A 12,045-nucleotide genomic window follows, 5' to 3' on the forward strand; every position below is an offset into this window, starting at 1 on the left:
CACCAACTTCAACACCATCACCGACACCGACCTCGCCGAAACCCAACGCCTGCTCAACATCCGCCCCCGCAAAACCTTGAACTTCGCCACCCCAGCCGAGAAACTCGACGAATACCTACAAGGTGTTGCACTCACCAGCTGAAACCACCGTCGGCGCACGGTGTTCTTCCTCCCTTTCCAGCACACGAAGGACCGCTTCGACCGTGGCGACAGCCACGTCGGGACCGTCGATGATCTGCCGCGCGGAGAACCGGAGCCGGCGTCCACCCACCAGCGTTAACTCCGTGTCTCTCACGCGGTCCCGCTCGAAGGAGGCCTGATCGCCGTGAAACTGGAACCCGTCGACCTCGACGAAGAGCACACCGTCGACCCGGGCATCCACCCGCCCGACTCCGGGCACGAAGACCTGCTGTTCCACGATGTGGCCGCGAGCGGCGAGCCGCTGCCGGAGAATCGACTCCACCCCTGAGTCTGAGCCGGGTCGAGCGCGCTCAACCAGCGATCGCGATCGCCGGGGCGCGTCCGCGAGGATCCGCCGCAGACCACTGTGCGTGGTCTGGCCCGAGGAGAGGGCTGTGTCGAGCACAGCGACAGCGGTCTCCGTGTCGGCACAACGCGCCACCGTGCGAAGGCAGTCCGCGAGCGACACCCGCCAGACTTCCGAATGTCGCTCACAGGGTCGCCAATGCCGTACGACGCCGACGTCGGGAGGCCCCGAACGCCCGGAATGCGGAGGGACGACGAGGTGGGTTCGCCCGTCCACCCCGCCCCACAATCCATAACTTCGAGCGGCGGTGACGCACGAGAGCCGCGCGCCCGACCGGACAGCGGTCACGAGCGGCCCCGTTGCCTCTGCAGACACGTACCGGCCGTTCCGGGGACGTTGGATTTCTCCCCGCGCGACGGCAGCCGAGAGCGCACCTTCCGTCGCCCCCGCGGCACGCAGCTGACCGTAGGATGCCGCACCACCGAGGCGCTCGAGTTGTTGTTTCCAGGTCATGCATCCATCCTCGGGCGGTGAGAAGTGCCGCACGGAGGGAAGGATCAAGTTGTGGAGAACTCGGCAACGAAGGCCCCTGTGGACACCGATCTGCCCGTGCCCGCCTGTGCCGGAAAGGGAGGAACTCCGCGACGACACGCCGAGCTGGGGCGGGAAACGGAGGAGTCGGGCGACACGAGACGCCCGCGACTCCTCCGCTTCCGGGCCGACCGGTGCCGACGCGGACAGCCAGAAACGAGACGGAGCACCTCCGACAGCGGACGGAAAGGGAGGAACTCCGCGACGAAACGCCGGCGCCGAGAGGGAAAGGGAGGAGAGTCAGGCCTGCACCCGCCCGGGAATCCTCCGACCTTCACCGCGGGGATCGGCCCGCTGAGCGGTCAGCCGGTCGCCTGGGCCGGGTCTCCCTTGAGGTCGATGCTGATCTCGTCGGCGTCGAGGTTGCTGAGCGCCCCGGCGAGCACGTCCGCGCTGAAGGTGCCGTCGTCGCGGGCGTCGAGCAGGGCTTCCCGCTGGGCACGCAGCCGTGCGAGCCGTGCCGCCTTGTGCTCGCCGAACGCCTCTGCAGTGCGCTCGGTCGTGGTCGGCAGCGGCACCGTCTTCCCCGCCTCGTAGAGCAACTCCATGAGGCGCCGCCGCTCGTCCCTCTCCGACTCGGGGTCGGCGCCCGCGGGTTTCACGAGCCGCAGCACGAGGCCGAGCGTCCCGCCCTGGAGCAGCAACGATCCGGCGGCGACCAGGAACGCGATCAGGACGAGGACGGATCGCCCAGGGGTGCTCTCGGGCAGCGACTGCGCCGCCGCCACGGTGACGGCTCCGCGCATCCCGGCCCAGACCACGATCGTGCCCTCCCGCCAGCCCAGGGGCGCGCCGGTGAAGTACTCGATGTCCGCAATCAGCCGGCGAACGCGCGTGCCGAAGCGCGTCAGGTTCTCGACGGTCGGGATGCCCCGCCGCAGTAGTCGGCGACGACGACGCTCCGCCCGCTCGGGCGAGACGCCACGCGGCCGGCCCGACCGCGGATGGGTGAAGACGGAATCCGCGAGCGGTGAAGCGGAAGCACCTGCGTCGAGAGCGGCAGCGCCACCCGCGGGCAGAGGAGCGACGGTCTCAGGATCCGCATCGGCGGTTCCTGCGGTCAGGGCCCGCTCCTCGGGCGGTGCCACGCGCTGCGCAATGCCCCGCTGCACAGCCTCCGGATCGGACAGGTGCTGTTGCAACTGCTCCAGTCGCGGTCGCATCCGCTGTCCACGACGGTGCCGTCGCGCCAGCAGCGCGAGCAGCGGGGCGACGAATGCCGCCCGGACCAGGATGGTCAGCAGCAGGGCGCCCGCGGCCACGCCGATGGCCGGGAGAACCCCCGCGTGGTCATTCTGCACATGCTGCAGGATGCCGAAGAGCTCCAGACCCATGGTGAGGAAGATGAGCCCCTCGAGGATGAGCTCGACCGTGCGCCAGTTCTGCGCGTCGGAGAGGCGGTGCTCCGGCGACAGCACGCGCGGCGCCCGGCTGCCGGTCACCAGGCCCGCCACGACGGCCGCAACCAGCCCGGATGCCCCCAGCGCCTCCGCGGGGATGGACGCGAGGAACGGCACCGTGAACGAGATGACCGTGTTGACCGTCGCATCCTTCACCCGCTGCCGGACAACCAGGTTCAGCCAGCCGATCAGCAGTCCGAAGACGACGGCCACGACGACCGAGTAGAGGAACGTCAGCGTCACGGCCCCGAAGGTGAACGACGCAGCGGCCGCCGCGATCGCCGCACGCAGCAGCACCAGAGCGGTCGCATCGTTGAGCAGGCTCTCGCCTTCGAGGATCGCGACGACCCGCGGCGAGATTCCCGCGCGTTTCACGATGCCGGTGGCGACCGCGTCGGTCGGGCTCACGATCGCGCCGAGCGCGATCCCCCAGCCGAGCCCGAGCCCCGGAATCGCCCACGCGAAGAACAGGCCGAGCAGCACCGAGCTGACGATCACGAGGAGGACGGAGAGCCCGCCGATCGCGCCGAACTCGCGCCGGAAGTTCATCGCCGGCATGGAGACGGACGCCGAGTAGAGCAGAGGCGGCAGGAGGCCCGCGATGATCCACTCCGGCTGGAGAGTGACCGCCGGGACGAAGGGCAGAAGGCTGACCAGGATCCCGAGCACCACCAGGATCAGCGGAGAGGCGACCCCGAACTTCGGTCCGATGGTGGTCGCGGCTGCGATCGCAAGCACGGCGAGGACGCCGACGACCAGCCCGATCTCCATCGCTGCGGCCTCTCCGTCAGAGCACGATGTGCATGGCGCGGGCAGCGTCGGTGATCGACCCCGACAGCGAGGGGTAGACGGTGAAGGCCCGGGCGACCTGGTCGACGGTGAGCCGCTGCTCCACGGCGAGCGCGAGCGGGAAGATCAGCTCGGAGGCCCGCGGCGCTACGATCACCCCGCCGATAACGGTGCCGGAGCCGGTGCGTGCGAACAGCTTCACGAAACCGTCGCGGATGCCGAGCATCTTGGCGCGCGGGTTGGACTTGAGCGGCAGCTTGTAGATGTCGCCCTGGGCGATGCCCTCTTCGATCTGCTTCTGGCTCCAGCCGACCGTCGCGATCTCGGGCTGGGTGAAGATGTTCGAGCTGACGTTGCGGAGCTCGATCGGGTTCACGGCGTCGCCCATGGCGTGGAAGACCGCCGTGCGGCCCTGCATCGACGCGACGGAGGCGAGCGGCAGCGAGTCGGAGCAGTCGCCCGCGGCGTAGATGTTGGGGATGGACGTGCGCGCCACCCGGTTGACCCGGATGTTGCCGTTCGGCGTGAGCTGGACGCCCGCCTCCTCGAGCCCGATCCCGGCGGTGTTCGGCACCGAGCCGACGGCCATGAGGCAGTGCGAGCCCTCGATCGTGCGTCCGTCGGTCAGGGTCGCGACGACCCCGTCCTCGGTGCGGACGACCGACTCGGCACGGGACTTCGACAGCACCTGCATGCCGTTTCGCCGGAAGACGTTCTCGATCACCGCGGCCGCATCGGCGTCTTCACCCGGCAGGACCTGGTCGCGCGACGAGATGAGCGTCACCTTCGACCCGAGCGCGTTGTACGCGGAGGCGAACTCGGCACCGGTGACACCGGATCCGACCACGATGAGGTGCGAGGGAACGGTCTGCAGGTCGTACAGCTGCGTCCAGGTCAGGATGCGCTCCCCGTCCGGAACGGCGGAGGGCAGGATGCGGGGGCTGGCGCCGACGGCGACCACGATGGTGTCCGCCTCCACCCGGTCGAAGTCGGTGCCCGTGTCGCCCTTCGCCGTGGAGACGATGACCGCGCCGGCACCGTCGAGCCGGCCCTCGCCGGTGACGATCCTGACGCCCGAACGCACGAGCTCCGCTCGCATGTCTTCCGACTGCTGCCGGGCGAGCCCCATGAGCCGCTTGTTCACGGCCGCGAGGTTGACCGCGATCTCCGGACGCACCGGCTTGCCCGTCTCACCCCGGTGGAAGAACTGCACACCCAGGTCGGTGGCCTCACCGATCGAGTTGGTCGCCTCGGCCGTCGCGATGAGGCTCTTGGAGGGGACCACGTCGGTGATGACGGCGGAGCCGCCCACGCCGGAGCGCTCCACGATGGTCACCTCGGCGCCCAACTGGGCACCCGCGAGTGCCGCCTCGTAACCGCCGGGACCGCCGCCGAGCACCGCGATGCGCTGCTTGCGCTCGAATTCATACGCCATGGCCCTCATTCTTCCGTATGGGGGTGCACCGATGCGCATCCGGCCTCCGCCCTGACCAAAGCCGGCGGCTCAGTAGAGTTGCCTCATGTCGGAATCTCTCACGAACCCGCTCGACGACCCTGCAGCCGACCCGTTCGAGGTGGCTCGCGAAGCCGCCGCACAGCTGGCCGAGAAGTCCGGCGTGGAGCGCCACGACATCGCGCTCACGCTGGGCAGCGGCTGGGGCCGCGCGGCCGACCTGATCGGCGAGACGGTCGCGACCGTGCCCGCCACGGAGATCATCGGTTTCAGCAAGCCCGCGCTCGAGGGCCACGTGGGCACGCTGCGTTCGGTGCGCCTGCCGAACGGCAAGCACGCGCTGGTGATCGGCGCACGGACGCACTACTACGAGAACCACGGGGTGCGCCGCGTCGTCCACAGCGTCCGCACCGCCGCAGCTGCCGGGGCGACCACGATGGTCCTCACCAACGGCGCCGGCGGCATCAAGGACCACTGGAAGCCCGGCACGCCCGTCCTGATCAGCGATCACATCAACCTGACCGCAGACTCCCCGCTCGAGGGCGCCACCTTCATCGACCTGACCGACCTGTACTCTCGGCGACTGCGCGATCTCGCCCGCACCATCGAGCCGTCGCTCGACGAGGGCGTCTACACGCAGTTCCGCGGCCCGCACTACGAGACGCCCGCCGAAGTGCAGATGGCGAAAGCGATCGGTGGCCACATCGTCGGGATGTCGACCGCGCTGGAGGCGATCGCCGCCCGCCAGGCCGGCATGGAGATCCTCGGCATGTCGCTCATCACCAACCTCGCCGCCGGCATCCAGAAGACTCCGCTCAGCCATCAGGAGGTCATCGACGCCGGGCGCGAGGCCGAGCCGGTGATCAGCGCCCTCCTGGCCCAGATCGTGGAGGCCCTGTGAGCGTGAAGGACACCCCGCAGCTCCTCGCCGAGGCCCGCGCCTGGCTGGCGCAGGACCCGGACCCGGAGACCCGCGACGAGTTGGATGCGCTGATCGTGGCCGCCGAGGCGGGTTCGGCTGACGCTGTTGCCGACCTGCACTCCCGATTCGACGAACGCCTCGCCTTCGGGACGGCCGGTCTGCGCGGAGCCATCGCCGCGGGGCCGAACCGCATGAACCGCGTGCTGGTGGCCCAGGCCGCCGCGGGTTTCGCCCGTTGGCTCGTGGAGCACGCCGAGGGTGGCACGCCGTCCGTCGTCGTGGGCTACGACGGTCGCAAGAACTCGGACGTCTTCGCGCGCGATACCGCCGAGCTGATGGCCGGCGCGGGCATCCGCGCCGTCCTGCTGCCCCACCTGCTGCCCACCCCTGTGCTCGCCTTCGCCGTCCGTCACCTGGATGCGAGCGCGGGCGTCATGGTCACCGCCAGCCACAATCCGCCCAACGACAACGGCTACAAGGTGTATCTGGGCGGGGAGAACCACGGCTCCCAGATCGTCTCGCCGGTCGACGCCGAGATCGCCGCCCACATCCTCGACGTCGCCCAGGGCAGTGTGGCGGACCTGCCCCGCTCGGACCGCTACGAGGTGGCCTCCGACGACATCGAACGGGCGTACGTCGACGCCACGGTCGCTGTCGCGGCCACCGACGCCCCGCGCGACGCGGTGTCCTTCGCGTACACCGCCATGCACGGTGTCGGCTGGCGCACCGCACGCGAGGTCTTCTCGCGTGCCGGGTTCGCCTCCCCCACCCCGGTGTCCCGGCAGATCGACCCGGACCCGGCGTTCCCGACCGTCAGCTTCCCGAACCCGGAGGAGCCGGGCGCGATGGACCTCGCCTTCGCGACCGCACGGGAGGCCGGCACCGACCTGGTGATCGCGAATGACCCCGACGCCGACCGTCTGGCAGTCGCCATCCCCGATCCGTCGGCCCCCGACGGCTACCGTCGCCTCTCCGGTAACGAGGTCGGCGCACTGCTCGGCTGGCGCGCCGCCGAGCTGGCCGTCGCCCGCGCCGGCGAACGAGGCGACCTGGGCACGTTGGCGTGCTCCATCGTCTCCTCCCCGGCCCTTGCGGCCGTGGCGCGCGCGTACCGGATGGACTTCGCGGACACGCTCACCGGTTTCAAGTGGGTGTCACGCGCCCCCGGCCTCGTCTACGGCTACGAGGAGGCCCTCGGCTACCTGGTCAACCCGGAGACGGTTCGCGACAAAGACGGAATCTCTGCCGCGGTCGCCTTCCTCGACCTGGCGAACGATCTGGCGGCGAACGGCATCACGGTGGCCCAGCGGCTGGACGCCTTCGCCGAGCGTTTCGGGTTCTTCGCCAGCGACCAGATCTCGCTCCGGGTGACCGACGTGTCACGGATCGGCGAGATCATGTCCGCGCTGCGGGCGACGCCGCCGAGCCACCTGGGCGATGTGCGCGTCGCACAGATCGACGACCTGATCGACGGTTTCGGCGGGCTGCCGCCGAGCGATGTGCTGCGCATACTCCTGGAGGACGGATCCCGTGTCATGGTCCGCCCCAGCGGCACCGAACCGAAGCTCAAGATCTACCTCGACGCCTCCAGCGAAGAGGGCACCATCGCGGAGCGGCAAGCGACGGCCACGGCGCGCGTCGCAGCCCTCGGCGAGGCCATGCGGCTGCTGACCGCCTGATCGCTGCGTCTCAGGCGGTGCGGCTCAGGCCGTCACCGTACGCGGCGACCGTGCGACGTATCCCAGCAGGAACACCGCGAGCGCCGCGACGGTGACGGCGGCCCCGGCCAAAGGCACTGCCACCGCGCCGCCCGCGGCAAGCGCGAGGGTGCCGATCGGCGGCGCGATCGCGATCCCGACATACATGGCGGTCGAGTACCAGGACAGCGCGAGCGCCGCGTTTCCGGGCTCCACGTGGACGAGCCGGTGCTGCACCGGGATGGCGATGGCGAACGCTGCGACGCCCCACAGCGCGAACACGATGATCGTCGCGGCGAACGACGCCTCGGCGAAGGCCAGCACGAAGAGTGTCAGAGCCTGACCGGCGAGCGCGATCACGGCCACCGGCCGGCTGCCGAAGCGGTCGGTGAGCGGACCGGCGACCGCGTTTCCCGCGATCCCGGCCACTCCGTACGCGAGCAGGAGGATGGCGAGCAGCGCACCCGACCCGCCGGTGGAGGCGTGGGTCACGGCCGCCGAGAAGATGTAAACGATATTGAACCCGGCGATCATCAGGAGCGTCGTGCCGAGCGGGGCTACGATACGCAGATCGCCGAGGGGAGCGAGTCGGCGCCGCAGCGAGACGGCTGCCGGCACGGGCACCCCTCGCACCACCAGCGGAATGGCGACCACGAGCACCGCGGCGATCCCGACGATGCACCAGAGGGCGACCCGCCAACCGGCGGCGTCCCCGATCGCTGTACCCAGCGGAGAGCCGACCGCGGTCGCGAGGGTGAATCCCGCACCGACGATCGCTAGCGCCTGACCGCGCTTTTGGGGGCGAGCGAGGGATGCCGCTGCCGCTGTCGCGGTCGGCACGAGCGCAGCGCCGCCGAGACCGGAGAAGGTACGCCCCGCGATGAACACGGTCAGATTCGGAGCGAGGGCCGAGGCGGCGGTGCCCATAGCGAAGACAGCGAGGCCGACGGCCATGAGCGTGGCCCTCGGCACGCGCGGAAGCAGGATCGACACGGCGGGCGCCGCAACGGCCACGACGAGCGAGTAGCTGGTGATGGACCAGCTCACCTGAGTCGCGGTGGCGCCGATCCCTGCCGCCACGCGCGGCAGCAGTCCGGCGATCACGAAGGCGTTGGTGCCAACGACGAAGAGCGCGAGCGCCAGAACGAGAAGCGCGGGAAGAGTCCTGCGGTACGATTGTTCGACGAACGTCATACCGTTACGGTACGACGATCGTTCGATGGTTGTCAAACATTTGGTGAGTATGACTGACTACCCCACGCCGGACATCGCGGACGTAAACCTCGTCGACGTGCTGCGCGCCGCCGGCGACCCCATCCGTCTGCAGATCATCCGCGCTCTCGCCGACGGCCGACCGCATCCCAAGGCGATGACCGAGTGGGGGGTCGACATCCAGAAGTCGACGATGGCCCACCACTTCAAGACTCTGCGAGAGGCCGGGGTCACCCGCACCATCGTGTCCGGCCGCACCCACGAGATCCAGCTGCGCCGCGACGAACTCGACGCGCGCTTCCCCGGCCTGATCGAGGCGCTCCTGCGCGACTGAGTCCTTCACACGCGCTTGCCTTATGAAAGGTTACCGGCGTAACCTTTCATAAGGCTCGAGGAGGTGTAAGGATGCCGGACGCACTGACGTACGAACGCCGGTCTCTGCCTCCAGCGGCGGGAGGCGAGTATTCCTCCCGTCGGATGCAACTTCTCCGTCGCGAACCTTACGACGCCGCTATCCCCGCGTCCATCGCGACGGCGTCGTTCCCCTTGTCGGGCGATGTGCTCTCCGAGGCGGACGACGCGACGCGGGAGCTGGTGCGCTTCGACACCGAACGTGCTGCTTTCGTCGCGCCGTTCTCTGCAGTTCTCCTCCGAACCGAATCCGCATCCAGCTCACAGATCGAGAACCTCACTGCTGGGTCACGGGCGATCGCCGAAGCCGCCATCGGGGAACGGTCGGACGGCAACGCCGGGCTGATCGTCAGCAATGTGCGAGCGATGGAGGCGGCCCTCGCGCTGGCCGACGATATCGACAACGCCTCCATCATCGCCATGCACGAAGCGCTCCTCAGCGACTCCGCTGCGCATATGACGGGCCAGTACCGCGAGGAACAAGTGTGGATCGGCGGCCGCCTCCCCCAGGCAGCAGCTTTCGTACCTCCGCACCACGACCGGGTGCACTCAGCGATGGACGACCTGCTCGCGTTCGCGCGACGCGTCGATCTGCCCGTTCTGCCTCAGGTCGCGATCGCGCACGCACAGTTCGAGACGATTCATCCGTTCCCCGATGGAAATGGACGTACGGGGCGTGCCCTGGCGCATGCGATGCTTCGCCGAGGGGGTGTGCTTCGCCATCTGGCCGTCCCCGTTTCGGCCGGCCTGCTGACCGACCTCGAACGCTATTTCGACGCGCTCACCGCCTACCGTCGCGGCGAGCACGAGCCGATCGTCAGCGTCTTCTCTGATGCGGCGCTAAAAGCGGTGGTCAATGCGGATGAGCTGGCACGGGATATCGCGAGCGCTCGCGACCAATGGAGCGACCGACTCGCTGGGGTGCGCTCCGACTCCGTCGCGCGGGCCCTGGTAGAGCTGTCGATCGAGTACCCGGTCCTCAACGCGGTGACAGCGGCGCAGCTGACCGGAGCGAGCCGCCCGGCCGTGACGAACGGTTTCGACACCCTCGTGGAGAGGGGAATTCTCTCACTCGGCACTTCTGCGCGGCGGAACCGGACGTGGATCAACAACGACGTCCTCGACGCCCTGACCGCTTTCGCAGAGCGCACCGGACGCCGCCAGAGGCCGTGAGCGACAGTCGTCAGCCGAGGGCCTCGTCGAGCTTGCGTTCGAGCTCTTCGAGGTCGAAGTAGTTGTGCACGACGATCACGTCGGCGTTGGTGCGGCCGATCCGGTCGACCAGCTCCGGTGAGGTCAGGACCACCTGAGCGTCGGCGGCTGCCTCGTCGATGTGCGCAGCGTCGGACGCCGTGACGTCGGCGTCGATCCCGAGCCTGTCGAGCACCCGCTCGGCGTTCACCTTGAGGATCCCGGACGTGCCGACACCCACGCCGCAGATGGCGACGATCTTCATCGGAGCCGTCCCGTCACCGCGCCGGCTCTTCCTCGGCGAGGGTGAGGATGCGGTGCACATCGGCGATGCTGGTCGCCGCCGCCAGGGCAGGGATGGCCTCCGGGTCGTTGAAGACGTTCGCAAGCTCGGCAACGCTCGTCACGTGCGCCTCCGGCGTGGAGACCGCGAGACCCAGCACCACCGACACCGGGTCGTTGTGCGGGTGGCCGAACACGACCGGCTCGTCGAGCGTGACCACCGACAGGCCGTCCGAGTTCACGTCAGGGCCGGGACGCGCGTGGGCCAGCGCCAGACCCGGCGCGATCACGATGTAGGCGCCGAACTCCTCGATGACCTGGATCATGCGCTGCGCGTAACCCTGCTCCGTCGCACCCGAACGGGCCAACGCCTCCCCCGCCAACTCGACCGCCCGACGCCAGTCGTCGGCGTGGGCGCCGACGGTGATGGCGGAATCCGGGAGCGGTGGGAGGGACATGTCTTCAGAGTAACGCCCGGGGCGTTACGAACCCTCGAAACCTGCTGTGATGATCTCGGCCAGTTCCTCACGCTCTTCCAGCGGCAGGAACGCGCCGGCCGCGGCGTTCAACTGGAAGATCTCGAGGTCGGTCCGGTCGTACGCGAAGGCGTCGGCCAGGATGCTCAGCTCGCGCGTGAGCGTCGTTCCGCTCATCAGCCGGTTGTCCGTGTTCACGGTGACCCGGAAGCCCAGCTGGTAGAGCAGGTCGAACGGGTGGTCGAGGATGTCGTCCCCCCACGCAGCGATGGCTCCGGTCTGCAGGTTGGAGGTCGGGCTGGTCTCCAGCGCGATCTCGCGGTCCTTCACCCACTGGGACAGGGTGCCGAGGGTGACGTAGGTGTTCTCGTCGTCCTGGCGCTCGACGGTGATGTCTTCAGCCAGGCGGACACCGTGCCCCAGGCGCAGAGCGCGGCCGTCGAGCAGTGCGCCGCGGATGCTGTCCAGCCCGTCCGCTTCGCCCGCGTGGACGGTGGCCGGGAAGAATTCGGCGGCCAGGTAGTCGAACGCCGCGCGGTGGTTCGACGCCGGGAATCCCGCCTCCGGACCGGCGATGTCGAACCCGACCACGCCGCGGTCACGGTGCCGCACCGCGAGCTCGGCGATCTCCAGCCCCCGGTCGGTGTGACGCATCGCGCTCACCAACTGGCCGACCCGGATGGCGCCTCCGGCGGCGCGCACATCCTGCATGCCCTCCTCGATGCCCTCCTGCACGGCCTCGACCGTCTCGTCGAGAGTGAGCCCCTTGGTCAGGTGCTGCTCGGGAGCCCAGCGGACCTCTCCGTAGACGACGCCGTCGTCACCGAGGTCCTGTACGAACTCACGTGCGACGCGGCGGAGGCCCTCGCGCGTCTGCATGACGGCCGTGGTCAGGTCGAACGTCTTCAGGTACTCGACCAGGGACCCCGAGTTGGACTTCGCGGCGAACCAGCTGCCCAGCTCCGTCGCATCCTGCGCGGGAAGCTCGAGTCCGATCTCAGCACCGAGCTCCAGCACGGTGGCGGGGCGGAGGCCGCCGTCCAGGTGGTCGTGCAGGGAGACCTTCGGAAGCGAACGGATCTCGGTTCCGTCGGCAAGTGCGTACTCGTTCCAGGCTTGACTCATGAGTTCAAC

Annotated in this window: 11 protein-coding genes; 4 read left to right on the forward strand and 7 right to left on the reverse strand. The window is 69.3% G+C overall.

What is annotated here, in order from left to right:
• Positions 1-115 precede the first annotated feature (115 nt).
• The 3 genes from AB4079_RS16535 to AB4079_RS16545 form a co-directional block, all read right to left on the reverse strand.
• Complete coding sequence (locus tag AB4079_RS16535; RefSeq protein ID WP_441788414.1) at positions 116-463, reverse strand: hypothetical protein; 348 nt, start codon at positions 461-463, stop codon at positions 116-118.
• A 917-nt stretch (positions 464-1,380) separates the two neighbouring features.
• A complete protein-coding gene (locus tag AB4079_RS16540; protein WP_441788415.1) occupies positions 1,381-3,249 on the reverse strand; it encodes a cation:proton antiporter in 1,869 nt (622 codons plus the stop codon).
• A gap of 16 nt (positions 3,250-3,265) precedes the next feature.
• Entirely contained in the window at positions 3,266-4,702 is a 1,437-nt protein-coding gene (locus AB4079_RS16545; RefSeq protein ID WP_441788416.1) for an NAD(P)H-quinone dehydrogenase, read from the reverse strand.
• An 85-nt stretch (positions 4,703-4,787) separates the two neighbouring features.
• Between AB4079_RS16545 and AB4079_RS16550 the strand changes: the two genes are divergently transcribed.
• Both AB4079_RS16550 and AB4079_RS16555 read left to right on the forward strand, forming a co-directional pair.
• Positions 4,788-5,621 (forward strand): purine-nucleoside phosphorylase, encoded by an 834-nt coding sequence (locus tag AB4079_RS16550; RefSeq protein WP_441788417.1) that lies wholly within the window; start codon positions 4,788-4,790, stop codon positions 5,619-5,621.
• On the forward strand, positions 5,618-7,321 hold the full coding sequence (locus AB4079_RS16555) for a phospho-sugar mutase (RefSeq protein ID WP_441788418.1): 1,704 nt from the start codon (positions 5,618-5,620) through the stop codon (positions 7,319-7,321). The genes AB4079_RS16550 and AB4079_RS16555 overlap by 4 nt, the downstream gene beginning before the upstream one ends.
• 24 nt (positions 7,322-7,345) lie before the next feature.
• On the opposite strand, the gene AB4079_RS16560 is transcribed toward AB4079_RS16555, so the two are convergent.
• On the reverse strand, positions 7,346-8,533 hold the full coding sequence (locus AB4079_RS16560) for an MFS transporter (protein WP_441788419.1): 1,188 nt from the start codon (positions 8,531-8,533) through the stop codon (positions 7,346-7,348).
• A gap of 49 nt (positions 8,534-8,582) precedes the next feature.
• Here AB4079_RS16560 and AB4079_RS16565 point away from each other — a divergent pair, with 49 nt between their 5' ends.
• The gene (locus tag AB4079_RS16565) at positions 8,583-8,885 is read left to right on the forward strand and encodes an ArsR/SmtB family transcription factor (protein ID WP_441788420.1); all 303 of its coding nucleotides are present in this window, start codon (positions 8,583-8,585) and stop codon (positions 8,883-8,885) included.
• A 71-nt stretch (positions 8,886-8,956) separates the two neighbouring features.
• Positions 8,957-10,135, forward strand: coding sequence for a Fic family protein (locus tag AB4079_RS16570; RefSeq protein ID WP_441788421.1), 1,179 nt, complete (start codon positions 8,957-8,959; stop codon positions 10,133-10,135).
• Between the two features lie 10 nt (positions 10,136-10,145).
• On the opposite strand, the gene AB4079_RS16575 is transcribed toward AB4079_RS16570, so the two are convergent.
• The 3 genes from AB4079_RS16575 to AB4079_RS16585 are packed head-to-tail and all read right to left on the reverse strand — an operon-like array spanning position 10,146 to position 12,036.
• Positions 10,146-10,418 (reverse strand): PTS sugar transporter subunit IIB, encoded by a 273-nt coding sequence (locus tag AB4079_RS16575; RefSeq protein ID WP_441788422.1) that lies wholly within the window; start codon positions 10,416-10,418, stop codon positions 10,146-10,148.
• Between the two features lie 13 nt (positions 10,419-10,431).
• The gene (locus tag AB4079_RS16580; protein ID WP_441788423.1) at positions 10,432-10,893 is read right to left on the reverse strand and encodes a PTS sugar transporter subunit IIA; all 462 of its coding nucleotides are present in this window, start codon (positions 10,891-10,893) and stop codon (positions 10,432-10,434) included.
• 24 nt (positions 10,894-10,917) lie between these two features.
• Positions 10,918-12,036: an adenosine deaminase gene (locus AB4079_RS16585; protein ID WP_441788424.1), complete on the reverse strand. Its 1,119-nt coding sequence runs from the start codon at positions 12,034-12,036 to the stop codon at positions 10,918-10,920.
• Positions 12,037-12,045: the final 9 nt, after the last annotated feature.

It is taken from the genome of Leifsonia sp. 2MCAF36 (genome assembly GCF_052115525.1).
Taxonomy (GTDB): Bacteria; Actinomycetota; Actinomycetes; order Actinomycetales; family Microbacteriaceae; genus Leifsonia.